Origin of the sequence: Streptomyces sp. URMC 124, from assembly GCF_051386455.1 — a bacterium.
GTDB lineage: Bacteria > Actinomycetota > Actinomycetes > Streptomycetales > Streptomycetaceae > Streptomyces.
This window is the reverse complement of record NZ_JBPQTS010000055.1, coordinates 1-13278: the sequence shown is the minus strand read 5'-3', so window position 1 is coordinate 13278 and position 13278 is coordinate 1. Positions and strand designations below refer to the sequence as shown.

9 protein-coding genes and 1 pseudogene are annotated in these 13278 nt (G+C 73.4%); 1 reads left to right on the top strand and 9 read right to left on the bottom strand.

Annotation, left to right across the window (positions count from 1 at the left end):
* Positions 1 to 293: 293 nt before the first annotated feature.
* The 4 genes and pseudogenes from ACSNOG_RS14250 to ACSNOG_RS14235 all read right to left on the bottom strand — a co-directional run.
* Positions 294 to 1808, bottom strand: a pseudogene (locus ACSNOG_RS14250) (amino acid permease); the annotation flags it as partial.
* 334 nt (positions 1809 to 2142) lie between these two features.
* Complete coding sequence (locus ACSNOG_RS14245; protein ID WP_436753000.1) at positions 2143 to 3585, bottom strand: GuaB1 family IMP dehydrogenase-related protein; 1443 nt, start codon at positions 3583 to 3585, stop codon at positions 2143 to 2145.
* 231 nt (positions 3586 to 3816) lie between these two features.
* Positions 3817 to 4782 carry a LysR family transcriptional regulator gene (locus ACSNOG_RS14240; RefSeq protein WP_436752999.1) on the bottom strand — a complete coding sequence of 322 codons (966 nt, stop codon included), beginning with the start codon at positions 4780 to 4782 and terminating at the stop codon, positions 3817 to 3819.
* 64 nt (positions 4783 to 4846) lie between these two features.
* Entirely contained in the window at positions 4847 to 6100 is a 1254-nt protein-coding gene (locus ACSNOG_RS14235; RefSeq protein ID WP_436752998.1) for an MFS transporter, read from the bottom strand.
* Between the two features lie 69 nt (positions 6101 to 6169).
* On the opposite strand from ACSNOG_RS14235, the gene ACSNOG_RS14230 reads away from it, so the two are divergent.
* Positions 6170 to 6769 (top strand): CGNR zinc finger domain-containing protein, encoded by a 600-nt coding sequence (locus ACSNOG_RS14230; protein ID WP_436752997.1) that lies wholly within the window; start codon positions 6170 to 6172, stop codon positions 6767 to 6769.
* 61 nt (positions 6770 to 6830) lie between these two features.
* On the opposite strand, the gene ACSNOG_RS14225 is transcribed toward ACSNOG_RS14230, so the two are convergent.
* The 5 genes from ACSNOG_RS14225 to hppD all read right to left on the bottom strand — a co-directional run.
* Positions 6831 to 7943, bottom strand: a complete 1113-nt coding sequence (locus tag ACSNOG_RS14225; RefSeq protein ID WP_436753022.1) for a prephenate dehydrogenase — start codon at positions 7941 to 7943, stop codon at positions 6831 to 6833.
* Positions 7944 to 8009: 66 nt separating this feature from the next.
* Positions 8010 to 9701 (bottom strand): FAD-binding oxidoreductase, encoded by a 1692-nt coding sequence (locus ACSNOG_RS14220; protein WP_436752996.1) that lies wholly within the window; start codon positions 9699 to 9701, stop codon positions 8010 to 8012.
* The gene (locus ACSNOG_RS14215; RefSeq protein ID WP_436752995.1) at positions 9698 to 11233 is read right to left on the bottom strand and encodes a CoA transferase; all 1536 of its coding nucleotides are present in this window, start codon (positions 11231 to 11233) and stop codon (positions 9698 to 9700) included. Before ACSNOG_RS14215 ends, ACSNOG_RS14220 begins: the two co-directional genes overlap by 4 nt.
* Positions 11230 to 12087 (bottom strand): oxidoreductase, encoded by an 858-nt coding sequence (locus tag ACSNOG_RS14210; RefSeq protein ID WP_436752994.1) that lies wholly within the window; start codon positions 12085 to 12087, stop codon positions 11230 to 11232. Before ACSNOG_RS14210 ends, ACSNOG_RS14215 begins: the two co-directional genes overlap by 4 nt.
* Positions 12088 to 12138: 51 nt before the next feature.
* Positions 12139 to 13278, bottom strand: a 1140-nt coding sequence (hppD, locus tag ACSNOG_RS14205; protein WP_436752993.1) for a 4-hydroxyphenylpyruvate dioxygenase, incomplete at its 5' end; no start/stop codon positions are given.

Below are 13278 nucleotides of genomic sequence, written 5' to 3'. Positions count from 1 at the left end.
GGCTGGGTGCGGCCCTTGCCTGCGCCGGCCTTCGCGCGGGGCGCGGCCCCGGATCCGGCCGGCTTCCCGGCCTTCGCCGCGTTCCCGGCGGCGTTTGCGGCCTTGGGCGCCTTCTCCGCCGGTGCGGCGGCCTTCTCCGCGGTCGAGGCGGACGCGGCGGACGCGGCGGGCTTCGCGGCCCGCTTGGCCCCGGCCTTCGCACTCGTCCGGGCACCGGCCTTGGGGCCGGCCTTCACGCCGGCCTTGGCGCCCGCGTCCGCGGCCACCGGCTCCTGCACCAGGGCGACCCCGGCCGCCCCCTCGGTGGCCAGACGCGAGCGGCGCATGCCGTAGGCGAAGTAGACCACCAGTCCGGCGACCATCCAGCCGCCGAAGTACTTCCAGGTGATGGCGTCCAGGCTGAGCATCATGTAGACGCACATCGCGAAGCCCAGGACCGGGAAGAGCAGGCCGAGGGGGATCTTCACCGGGCCGACGGGGATGCGCAGGCCCGAGAGCGGCACCTGGAAGCTGCGGTGCATGTCGGGGCGGGTGAAGCGCAGCACGATGACGGCGACGTTCACCAGGGCGAAGGCGAAGAGGGTGCCGATGCTGGTGGCATCGGCGAGCTGGCCGAGCGGGACCGCGGCGGCCAGGATGCCGCAGAAGGCCGAGACGATGATGGTGTTCGCCATCGGCACGCCCTTGCGGTTGACCTTGGCGAAGGCCTTGGGGATCAGGCCGTCGCGGGACATCGCGAAGAGGATGCGGGTCTGGCCGTACAGGACGGTCAGCACGACGCTCGCGATGGCGATGACGGCGCCGGCGGCGAGCAGGACGGCCCAGAAACTCTGGCCCGTGACGTCCTTCATGATCCCGGCGAGGGCGGCCTCGGAGCCCTCGAAGTCGCCCCACGGCATGGCACCGACCGCGACGGCCGCGACCAGCACGTACAGCACCGTGACGATCAGCAGCGACAGCATGATCGCCTTGGGCAGGTCCCTCTTCGGGTCCTTGGCCTCCTCACCGGCGGTGGAGGCGGCGTCGAAGCCGATGTAGGAGAAGAACAGCGTGGCGCCCGCGGCGCTGACGCCGCCGAGGCCGAGCGGCATGAACGGGGCGTAGTTGCCGGCGCGGATGCCGGTGAAGGCCACGGCGCAGAAGAGCAGCAGGGCGACGATCTTCACGCCGACCATGATCGTGTTGGCGCGGGCGCTCTCCTTGGCGCCGCCGATCAGGAAGGCCATGCACAGCAGCACGACGAGCAGGGCGGGCAGGTTGAAGATGCCGCCGTCGGACCCGGGCGGGTTGGCCAGGGCGGCCGGGATGGTGACGCCGATGGTGCCGTCGAGGAGCTCGTTGAGGTACTGCCCCCAGCCGACGGCCACGGCCGCCACGGAGACGCCGTACTCCAGGATCAGGCACCAGCCGCAGACCCAGGCGATGACCTCGCCGAGGGTGGCGTAGGCGTAGGAGTACGAGGAGCCGGAGACCGGGATGGTGCCGGCGAGCTCGGCGTAGGACAGGGCCGAGAACAGCGCGGTGATGCCCGCGATCACAAAGGAGATCATGACGGCCGGGCCGGCGTCGGGCACGGCCTCGCCGAGCACGACGAAGATGCCGGTGCCGAGCGTGGCACCGATGCTGATCATGGTCAGCTGCCACATGCCGAGCGAGCGGCGCAGGCTGCCGCCCTCACCCTGGCCGCCCTCGGCGACCAGGCGCTCGACGGGCTTGCGGCGCATCAGGCGGGCGCCGAAGCCGGGGGTCGGCAGCGGGGGAAGCTGCTTGCCGCCGGTGGCAGATGGCGCAGTGCCTTGGTCCAACACGGGGTTGCTCCGTTCATGACTGCCGGTCGGGGGTACCGGTGCGGAGGCGACGGTTCCGCGGCGGTTCCCGGGGCGCGCCGACATGGCAGAGCTGTCCCGTAGCGAGGGGTACCGCCGAGCAAGCGGTACCCGCCACTCCACGTTCTGCGCAGACCCTACGAGGTTCGGGCCCGCGCTCGTAATGCACCATTCTTGCGTATGCCCGGCTGATCATTGCGTCCGGGTGGCCAGAACGGGCGATCGTTGCACGTCACGTTATGAATCGGTACATGGGGAGCAAAAAAGGGGCGCGACCCGGTGGAACCGGATCGCGCCCCTGCGGGCCCTTCGGGGACTACTGCCAGCTGGCGTGCAGCGGCTTGCCCTCGGCGTAGCCGGCGGCGCTCTGGACGCCGACGACGGCACGCTCGGCGAACTCGGCCAGGGAGCCGGCGCCCGCGTAGGTGCAGGAGGAGCGGACACCCGCGATGATCGAGTCGATCAGGTCCTCGACGCCCGGGCGGGACGGCTCGAGGAACATGCGCGAGGTGGAGATGCCCTCCTCGAACAGGGCCTTGCGGGCCCGGTCGTAGGAGGCCTCCTCGGAGGTGCGGTTGCTCACGGCGCGGGCGGAGGCCATGCCGAAGCTCTCCTTGTACAGCCGGCCGTCGGCGGTCTGCTGCAGGTCGCCCGGGGACTCGTAGGTCCCGGCGAACCAGGAGCCGATCATCACGTTGGACGCGCCGGCGGCGAGGGCCATGGCCACGTCGCGCGGGTGACGGACGCCGCCGTCGGCCCACACGTGCTTGCCGTACTTCTTCGCCTCGGCGGCGCACTCCAGGACGGCGGAGAACTGCGGGCGGCCCACGCCCGTCATCATGCGGGTGGTGCACATGGCGCCCGGGCCCACGCCGACCTTGATGATGTCCGCGCCGGCCTCGATGAGGTCGCGCACGCCCTCGGCGGCGACGATGTTGCCCGCGACGATCGGGACCTGCGGGTCGAGCGCCCGGACGGCCTTGATCGCGGCGATCATCGACTCCTGGTGGCCGTGGGCGGTGTCCACCACGATGGTGTCCGCGCCGGCCTCCAGCAGGGCCTTGGCCTTGCCGGCCACGTCACCGTTGATGCCGACGGCCGCGGCGATGCGCAGCTTGCCGTCCGCGTCGGTGGCGGGGGTGTAGAGCGTCGCGCGGAGGGCGCCCTTGCGGGTCAGGATGCCCGCGAGGCGGCCGTCCTTGTCGACCGCGGGGGCGAGCTTGCGGTGCGCGGCGTCGAGCTGGTTGAAGGCCTCGCGCGGGTCGATGTCCGCGTCGAGGAGGAGCAGCTCCTTGGACATGACCTCGGACAGCTGGGTGAAGCGGTCCACGCCGGTCAGGTCGTGCTCGGTGACGACGCCGACGGGACGGTGGTCCGCGTCGACGACGACGCCGGCGCCGTGCGCGCGCTTGGGCAGCAGCGACAGCGCGTCGGCGACGGTCTGGGTGGGGCTGAGCACGATCGGGGTGTCGAGCACGAGGTGGCGGCTCTTGACCCAGGAGATGACGTCGGTGACGACCTCGATCGGGATGTCCTGCGGGATGACGACGAGGCCACCGCGGCGGGCGACGGTCTCCGCCATGCGGCGGCCGGCGATCGCGGTCATGTTGGCCACGACGAGGGGGATGGTGGTGCCCGTCCCGTCGGGCGCGGAGAGGTCCACGCCCTGGCGGGAGCCGACCGCGGAGCGGCTCGGCACCATGAACACATCGTCGTACGTGAGGTCGTACGGCGGCTTCTGGTCGTTAAGGAAACGCATACTGGCTCTCTCACCTGCGATTTTACGTACAGAGCGGGTGGGGAGTCAGACCGGGCCGACACGGAACGGGCTGAGGTTCCTGGACCCATCATCCACGATTCCGGGCCGTCGTGGCGAACTCGCGTCGCATTCTGTGACTTCGGCCAAGCGGCCCGGGCCGGCCCTGTGGCTTCGCCCGAGCCGCCCGGCTCGCCCGCTTTTATTCCATACGCACACCGTGCCGGAGACGCTTCACGCCGTGCTGGAGATCTCCACCCCGGCGAGGTCGGTGTAGTGCACCCCGCGCGGCGTGCAGTGGCTGCCGACCAGCTGGTGGCTGTTGGAGCGGGCGACCGACAGGAAGTGGTCCACCACCAGCGACCGGGTCGCCCGGCGCCAGGCCACGGCGATCTTCGTCACCGGGACGGGCGCGGTGAAGCGGCGCACGGCCATGCCGTGCCGGACGAACCGCTCGGCCACCCGCCGGTCCATGACGGCCACGGCCGTGCCCCGCTCGACGAAGGCGCACACGCTCTCGTAGTCGGGCTCCTCCTGGACGACGTGCGGGGAGACCTCGCCCCACACCTGGCCGGCGATGCGGTCGTACAGCTCCGGCGCGAGCTTCCTGGGCCACATCACGATCGGCTCCTCGCGCAGCTGCTCGCGCGTGATGCGCAGGGACGAGGCGAGGCGGTGGCCGGAGGGGAAGACGGCCACCAGCTCCTCCTCGGCGAGGACGAAGGAGTCCACCTCGGGGCAGCGGGCCTCCTGCCGGATGAAGGCGACGTCCACCTGGCCGGCGCGCAGCATCTCGATGTTGCGCGCCGAGCAGCCGGAGTCGGTCTCCACCCGGACGGCCGGGAAGCGCTTGCGGAACTCCTCGACGATGTCCTGCTGCCCGAGCGAGGCGCCGGAGAGGCTGTAGGCCAGGGCGATCGAGCCGGCCCGGCCCGTGGCCACCTCCTGCAGACGGGCGGTGAGGTCGTCGCAGAGGGAGAGGATCCGGTCCGCGCCCTCCACCAGCTCCCGGCCGGCCTCGGTGAGCTCGGCCCCCTTGGCCCCGCGGCCGGTGATCAGGCCGACGCCGACGTCCTTCTCCAGGGCCTTGACCTGTTGCGACAGGGCCGACTGCGTGATGCCCAGCGTTTCGGCCGCACGTCCGAAGTGGAGCTCTTTGGCGAGCACGACGAAGTACTTCAGGCGTCGCAGGTTCATCATGTGGCCCGGATCCCCCTTTGTGGTGCTGCGTGCGATGTGGTGGCCCCGTCGCCGGGGCGGGTCGTCAGGGGCGGCTGTCCACCGCTCCGGCGGAGGTCTGCGGCGTCGCCGTGACCGTGGCGGCGGCGCTCGCCGCCGGGCGGGCGGCCCGCGCGCCGACCGCGAGGACGACGAGGGCGAGCACCTCGAAGCCCGCGCCGGCCAGCGGGAGCTGCCGCAGGTGGCCGGCGCCGGCGAAGAGGCCGCCGACCACGGCCGCCGCGGTCTGCCCGATGTAGACGGCGCTGTTGTTCAGCGCCAGGAGCATGTCCCCGTTCTTCCCGCCTATGGCCAGCAGGCGGTGCTGGATGAGCGGGAAGCTCGCCCAGTGCACCAGGCCCCAGACGGTGAGTCCCACCGCGGCGCCGACGACGGAGTGCAGGGCGAGGGTGAGGGCCGCGAGGACGGCGGCGAGCAGGGCGACGGTGGCGGCGAGGCCGCGGGTCGCGTCGACGCGGTCGGCGAGCCGGCCGCCGCCCATGACGCCGGCGAAGCTGCCGATGCCGAAGAGCAGGAGCAGCCAGGTGCGGTCCGCGTCGGCGGCGCCGCTGACCTCCTCCAGCACGGTGCCGAGGTAGGTGTAGACGACGAAGGTGCCGACGACCCACAGCGTGGTGGTCAGCATGGCGGTGGGGGCGCGCTTGATGCGCACGGCGCCCAGGCGCTCGCGGACGCCCAGGCCCGCGTTGCCCTCCACCGACGGGATGCGTGCGGCCGCGCCGAGCGCGGTGACGAGCGCGAGCAGGGCGACGAAGCCGAACGCCCAGCGCCAGGAGGACAGCTCGCCGATGGCGTTGCCGATCGGGACGCCCAGGGCGATGGCGCTGGTCATGCCCGCGTAGACGATCGCGAGCGCGCGGCCGCGGCGCTCGGGCGCGGTGATGCGCGCGGCGACGGCGGAGGCGGTGGAGGCGTAGAGCGCGGCGGCCGCGCCGGCCACGACGCGGCTGAGGAGCAGCACGGCGTAGTTCGGGGCGAACGCCGAGAGGGCGTTGCCCACGGCGAAGACGATGAGGACGGCCAGCAGCAGCGTGCGCCGGTCGAGCCGGGAGGTGACGCTCGCCAGGATCGGCGCGGCGACCGCGTAGGTGATGGCGAAGACGGTCACGGTCTGGCCGGCCGCGGCCGTGGACAGCCCCAGTTCGCCGCCGAGCGCGGGCAGCAGCCCGGACACGATGAACAGGTCCGTGCCGATCGCGAACATGCCGAGGGCCAGGAGCCAGACCTTCCCCGCGCCCGGCCACCCCGCCTTCGGCGCTTCCGCTGCCTGCTGGGTCATCGCACAACCTCTCTCCCGGTTGCTAACCGGTAGTACGGTTACTCGGTCCGCGTAACCTATCATGGGGTTATGGCTGTGGAACAGGTGCAAGATCGCCAAGTGCCGGAGCGCTGGGTCTGGTACGGCGGCCGGCTGAGCGTCGACTTCGTCAACACCCGCCGGGACCGCTTCAAAGGCGGCCGCGAGCTGCTGACCGGGCCCGGTGACCTCGCCGAGTGGTTCGCGGAGGCGGGCGTCGCCCCGGCGGACGTCGCCGTGGACGAGGCGCTGCTGCTGGAGGCGCGGGAGCTGCGCGAGGCCGTCGACGCCGGGTACCGGGCGAGCGTCGCGGGCGAGCCGTTCCCCGAGGCCGCGGCCCGCACGATCAACGTGTGGCTGGCGCGCCTCGGCGAGCACCCCTCGCGCCTGGACGTGCAGGACGGCACCGCCGTCTTCCGCACGGACACCGCGCCGCCCGACGCCCGCCGGGCGCTGTGCCGGATCGCCGTCGACGCCGCGACGCTCCTCGGCGACGGGGAGACGCGCACGCGGCTGCGCATCTGCGACGGGCACAACTGCAGCGGCCGCTTCGTCGACCAGTCGGTGGGCAAGCGGCGCCGCTGGTGCTCGATGGCCATCTGCGGCAACCGCGCGAAGGCGGCGCAGCACCGGCGGGCACGGGCGCACTGAAACCCCACAGGGAGCGGGGCGGACCGGATGGACCCGGTCCGCCCCGCTCCCCGTGGGGGTCCTACGGGAGGGCGGCGGTCAGGACGCGCCGCTCGGCCCGGGCGGCCTCGAAGCCGTCCCGTGCGAGCCGGCGCAGGACGTCCTCCGCCCGGACGGGCGCGACGCCCAGCTCCACCTCCAGCCCGGCGCCCGCGCTGCGCGGCGTGACGTCGTCCGCCCCCACGCCGAAGTCCGCCAGCGAGGCCAGCAGCCGCGCCAGCTCCCCCGGCCGGTCCCCGAGGGCGACCCGCAGCCGCACCGGGCCGGCCGCCTGCGCACCGCCGCGGCCCTGGATCGCGCCCCTCCCGGCGATGCCGCGGTCGAGGAGGCCGACCACGCGCGCGAGGGCGGGCGAGCCGTCGCCCGCGGGGGCGGCCGACAGCTCGCCGAGCGCGGCCAGGAGATCGGAGAGGTCCGCCTGGAGCTCCCGCAGGACGCCGGCCACGGCCGCCGCGTTGGACTGCAGGATGTCCCCCCACAGCCGGGCGTCGCCCGCGGCGATGCGGGTGACGTCGCGCAGCCCCTGCCCGGCGAGCCGCGCCGCCTCCCGCGGGGCGTGCTGCAGGCGCGCGGCCATGAGGCTGGCCAGCACGTGCGGCACGTGCGAGGTCAGGGCCACGGCGCCGTCGTGGGCCCGGCTGTCCATCAGGACGGGCACGGCGCCGCACAGCGCGATCGTCTCCAGGGCGCGGTTGAGGGTCTCCTGCGAGGTGGCCCCGGACGGGGTGAGCACCCACGAGCGGTCCTCGAAGAGGTCCGCCCGGGCGGCGAGCGGCCCCGACTTCTCCCGGCCGGCGAGCGGGTGGCCGCCCACGTAGGAGGAGGCGTCGGCGAGTCCGGCCAGGGCGTGCCGCTCCGGCGCGGCCTTCACGCTCGCGACGTCGGTGTAGGAGCGGGCGAGGCCGCGCAGCTGCTGCTCGGCGAGGACCTCGCCGAGCCGGCCGGGCGGCACCGCGAGCACCGCCAGGTCCACCGGCCCGTCCGGGGCGGCGAGCACCCCCGCGCCCAGCGCCGCGGCGGTCCTCGCCGCCGTCTCGTCGCGGTCCAGGAGGTGGACGGTCACGCCGTGGCGGCTCACCGCGAGCCCCACGGACGTGCCGATCAGTCCGGTGCCGACCACTGCCATCGTGCGAATCACGGGTTCACGCCCTCTTTCGGATGAAGCCGACGAAGCCCTGCCCGGCCCGGCACCGTGCCCGGGCTACGAGGCCGGCAGAGCGATGGACTGCGGGTGCCGGAAGACGTTCCCCGGGTCGTACGCGGCCTTGATCCGCTGCAGCCGCGGGTAGTTGGTGCCGTAGTAGAGCGTCTGCCACGGCACTCCGGACCGGTTGTGCGCGGGGTCGGTGATGTCGGTGTCCGCGTAGTTGATGTAGCAGCCGTCGGTGGCCGGGCCGGGCACGGGATAGCCGCCCGTCGCGGCGAAGACCTCGGCGTAGGACTCGCGGGTCCAGCGCACGTTGGCGTCGTCGTCGGCACGGTCCGCCCACATCGACTGGAACAGGGCCTTGAAGACGGAGTCGCGCTGGACGGAGGCGGTGTCCCCCGGCGCCGCCGCGTTGATGCGCCCGCCGAAGGACAGCAGCGAGACCATCGAGCTCGGGTTGCGCAGGTCGGTCCGGGTCAGGTGCCGGCGGATGGCGGCGATCTGCCCGTCGGTGAAGGACTTGCGCATGTACGCGGACTTGTGCGCGCCGCGCAGGGTGGGGTTGACGAGCGCCGCGTTGTTCGTGCCGAGGAACTTCGTGGCCGTCAGCCAGGGCAGCCGGCGCGGGTGGAAGAGGTCCGGCATCGGGGCGTTCTCCCCCGCCGGGGTCGTCAGGGGCCGCGCCGCGCCCTTGCCGAGGGAGGCGGTGACCGCGGCGATGTAGTCGTGCAGCAGCCGCTCGGCGTCCGGGACGCCGGCGTCCATCTGCGTGAGCAGGCTGACGGTGCCGTTGGCCTGGTGGCACAGGGTCAGGAAGCTGCACAGGGAGGCGTAGGGGGAGTCGGCCCCGGCGTTCTTCTCGTGCCAGGTGCCGTAGGCGCGCACCAGCCCGGTGAAGGCCCTCTCGTCCAGTGCGGTCCACGGCAGGGCCAGGGCGCTGACCAGCACCTCCTTGGGCGGGTGGATGAGCTGGGCGGCCGGGTCGGCGCCGCGGGCGCCGGGCGAGCGGAACCAGTAGCGGGTGATGACGCCGAAGTTGCCGCCGCCCGCACCGGTGTGGGCCCACCACAGGTCGCGGTGCGGGTCGCCCTGCTCGCGCGTGGCGACGACGGGGCGCGCCCTGCCGTCGGCGCCCACGACGACGACCTCCACCGCGAGGAGGTGGTCGACGGTGAGCCCGTGCTTGCGCGAGAGCATGCCGTAGCCGCCACCGCTGACGTGCCCGCCGACGCCGACCGAGTGGCAGCGGCCGCCGGGGATGGTCACGCCCCAGCCCTTGTAGAGGGCCTCGTAGACGTCGAGGAGGGTCGCCCCGGCCTCGACGCAGAACGCCTTGCGCCCGGCGTCGTAGGAGACGGAATGCATCGGCGTCATGTCGATGACGGTCTGCACCTGCGGGTTGAAGACGAAGTCGGCGTAGCAGTGCCCGCCGCCGCGGACGGAGATCCGCTTCCCGCCGTCGACGGCGTCCTGGACGGCGCGGACGACGTGCTCGGTGGTGCTGACGAGCCGTACGGTCTCCGGGCTGCCCACCCAGCGGGCGTTGTTGCCCACGACGAGGTCGCCGTAGCGGGGGTCGCCGGGACCGACCGTCACGGCCGGGAAGCCGGCCTCGCCCGTGGTGTTCCCGGCGGGGGCAGCGGGGGTGCCGGCAGCCGCGGCGGGGCGGGCGGCCAGCGCCGCGGCGGAGCCCGCCGCGGCCGCCACGGTGCCGGTGAGGAGGGACCTCCTGCTCGGGCCGCTCATGCGGTCCTCCGCTCGGCGGGCAGCCACTCCGCCCGGGAGGAGCCGCGCGGCACGAGGACGTGCCGGTAGCTCCCGGGCGTCGCCGACATCCGGACCTGGTCCGTGACGCCCTGGTAGGCGCCGAGCGGAGTGTCGGCGGTGAAGGTTTCGGGGTCGAGGTAGAGGTGGCGGGGGCCGGCCCCCGCGACCTGGTGGGCGTAGTCCCGGTCGAAGACGCCCATGCTCAGGATCCACAGGGCGGCCCGGACGAGGGAGACGTGGACGCGGTAGCTGCCGCCCTCCTGCGCGCGGCGGTTGAGCGCCTCGACGATGCCCACCGTCGTGAGCCAGGAGGTGATGTAGTCGTTGACGACCTGGACGGGTGGCAGCTGGGGCCGCTCGCCGTCGCCTTCGAGGTTCATGATGCCCACCAGGCTGCCGGCCGTCTGGTCGAAGCCGATCCGGCCCGCCCAGGGCCCGGTGCGCCCCGCCAGGGAGTTCGTCGCGTAGACGATGCCGGGCCGCGCCGCCGCGGCCTCCTCCTCGGACAGGCCGATGCGCTCCAGATAGCCGGGGCGGCGGTTGGCGTAGAAGACGTCCGCGTCGCGCAGGAGGGCCCGCAGGCGCGCTGCGCCCTTTTCCGCGTACGGGTCGAGGTAGGTCGAGCGGACGCCGACGTTGGCGCTGATGTAGCTGCGCTCGTGCTCCAGCTCGTCCGGCCGCCAGAGGTTCAGCACGTCGGCGCCGTGCAGGGCGAGGGCCCGGCCGACCCCGGCGCCGGCGATGACGTGGCCCATGCCGAGGGCGCGGACGCCGGAGAGCGGCTGGGCGGCGCCCGGCGGCAGGGGCTCGGGGTCGCTGTCGCCGATCTTCTCGATCTCGATGAGCGGGGCGTGGGCGAGGACGTCGCGGTACTGCGGCTCGGCCAGGAACTCGGCGGGCTCGCGCAGCATCGCCATGACGATGCCGGCCCGGTTTCCGGCCTCCTCCAGCTCGCGGGCGTCGCGCGCGCCGATCGCGGCGGCCACCGCGTCGGCGTCGTCCGGGACCCCGAGGAACCGCTGCGCCGCCACCTTGATCTTGGGGTACATGTTCTGGGGCATCATCCAGCGGCCGTCGCGGCTGCGGTAGAAGGCCCAGCCCAGGGCGTTGCTGGGGTTGGAGGACTCGCTGAGCGGGCTGCCGTTGATCAGCTCCCACTTGCGGTCGTAGAAGGGGCAGAGCCGGTGCGGGGCGACCCTGAGGTCCATGGAGATGTCCTGGCCCGCGCCGCCGCGCAGCCGCCACAGCTTGGCGACGGCGGCGGACTTCGCGACGAGGGCGATGCCGGCGGCCGCGCCCAGGCGCAGCGTGGAGGGGACGACGGGGTCGGCGCCCTCGAAGGCGATGGTGCCGCCGGTGTCGGCGGCCGTCATGCCGACGCCCGCGAGGACGTCCTCGAGCGCGGCGTGGACGTCGAAGGCGTCGTCGGTCGCGGGCGCGGCGAGGGCCTTCTCGATCCGCTCGGTGAGACCGGGACCGCCGGGGGGACCGCTGGTCGGGTGGTCGGTCACGCCCGGGCCTCCGCGGTGTCGTGGTCGGTGGACAGGGCGACGTGCCGCCACGCCGCGAGCTCGCCGGTGACGTGCGCGAGCTTGGCCTCGATGCGGGCGACGCTGTCGCTGCCCAGCGGCAGGCGCAGCGGCGGCTCGGCGGTGTGCGCGAGCGCGACGACGGCTTCGGCGGCCTTCACCGGGTCGCCGGGCTGGCGGTGGTTGGTGCGGGCGAAGTCGGTGCGGCGGGCGCCGGCGGTCCCGGCGTAGTCGTCGATGGTGCGCGCCGCGGGGCGCAGGCTCGACGGGTCGAAGAAGTCGGTGCGGATCTGCCCGGGCTCGACGACGGTGACCTTGATGCCGAGGGCGGCCACCTCGGCGTGCAGGGCCTCGGTGATGCCCTCCAGGGCGAACTTGCTCGCCCCGTAGATCCCCGAGCCCGCGCCCTGGGCGAAGCCGCCGACCGAGCCGATGTTGATGACGTGGCCGGCGCGCTGCGCCCGCATCACGGGCAGGACGGCGCGGGTGACCTTGAGGAGCCCGAAGACGTTCGTCTCGAACAGGGCGCGGACCTCCTCGTCGGAGGTCTCCTCGACCGCCCCGACCACCCCGTACCCGGCGTTGTTCACCAGCACGTCGATCCGGCCGAAGTGCTCGGTGGCGCGGGCAACGGCCGTACGGGCCTGCTCCTCGTCGGTCACGTCGAGCGGGAGGACGAGAAGGGTGCCGGGGCCGCCGGAGGCGTCCGGCACGGTGCCCGTGAAGGCGCGGGGGTCGCGGACCGCGGCGACGACCCGGTCGCCGTGGGCGAGCGCGGCCCGGACGAGTTCCAGACCGAGGCCGCGCGAGGCGCCGGTGATGAACCACACCGTCATGTGATCAGCTTTCTCCAGAGGTGGTACGGGGTTGCCGGTCTGCGGGACGGGTCAGAGGTTGCCGCGCAGGGCCTGCTCGCGCTCGATGGCCTCGAACAGCGCCTGGAAGTTGCCCCGGCCGAAGCCCTTGGCGCCGCGCCGCTCGATGATCTCGAAGAAGACGGTGGGGCGGTCCTGGACCGGCTTGGTGAAGATCTGCAGCAGGTAGCCGTCCTCGTCGCGGTCGGCGAGGATGTTCAGCTCCCGCAGCTCGTCCACCGGGACGCGCATGTCGCCGATGCGCTCGGCGAGGACGTCGTAGTAGGCGCCGGGAGTGGTGAGGAACTCCGCGCCGGCCGCCTGCATCGCGCGGACGGTGCCCACGATGTCGTCCGTGGCGAGGGCGATGTGCTGCACGCCCGGGCCGCCGTAGAACTCCAGGTACTCGTCGATCTGCGACTTTCGCTTGCCGATCGCCGGCTCGCTGACGTTGAACTTCACCTTGCCGCTGCCGTCGCCGAGGGCCTTGGACATCAGCGAGGACAGCTCGGTGGCGATGTCCTCGTCGGTGAACTCCTGGATCTGGGTGAAGCCCATGACGCGCTGGTAGAACTCGATCCACTTGTCCATGGCGCCGAGCTCCACGTTGCCGACGACGTGGTCGATGAGCTCGAACAGGGGCTCGCTCTGCGGGCCGAAGCGCTCCGGGTCGACCGCCTCGTATCCCGGCAGGTACGGGCCGCGGTAGCGGCTGCGGTCGACGAGGGTGTGGACGGTGTCGCCGTAGGCGGCGATGCGGGCCAGCACGACCGTGCCGTGCCCGTCGGTGAGCTCGTACGGTTCGACGAGGCCGTGCGCCCCCCGCTCGACGGCGCGCGCGTACGCGGCGCGGGCGTCGGGAACCTGCAGGGCCACGTCGGTCACGCCGTCGCCGTGGGCGGCGATGTGCTCGGCCAGGACCCGGCCGGCCTCGGTGTGCGGCTGGACCGGCGAGGTGACGACGAAGCGGACGCCCTTGGACTCCAGCACGTAGGAGACGGTCTCGGGCGTGCCGGTCTCCGGGCCGCGGTACGCGGTCACGCGCATGCCGAACGCGGTCCGGTAGTAGTGCGCCGCCTGGCGGGCGTTGCCCACGGCGAAGACGACCGCATCGTTGCCCAGGAGGGGGAAGGGGTCGGCGGAGGGAGCGGCGGAAGCGGGAGGGGCAAGAGG

Coding starts and splice junctions, on each gene's coding strand:
- ACSNOG_RS14245 (WP_436753000.1), bottom strand. CDS start 3,585: ATGCGTTTCCTTAACGACCAGAAGCCGCCGTACGACCTCACGTACGAC.
- ACSNOG_RS14240 (WP_436752999.1), bottom strand. CDS start 4,782: ATGATGAACCTGCGACGCCTGAAGTACTTCGTCGTGCTCGCCAAAGAG.
- ACSNOG_RS14235 (WP_436752998.1), bottom strand. CDS start 6,100: ATGACCCAGCAGGCAGCGGAAGCGCCGAAGGCGGGGTGGCCGGGCGCG.
- ACSNOG_RS14230 (WP_436752997.1), top strand. CDS start 6,170: ATGGCTGTGGAACAGGTGCAAGATCGCCAAGTGCCGGAGCGCTGGGTC.
- ACSNOG_RS14220 (WP_436752996.1), bottom strand. CDS start 9,701: ATGAGCGGCCCGAGCAGGAGGTCCCTCCTCACCGGCACCGTGGCGGCC.
- ACSNOG_RS14210 (WP_436752994.1), bottom strand. CDS start 12,087: ATGACGGTGTGGTTCATCACCGGCGCCTCGCGCGGCCTCGGTCTGGAA.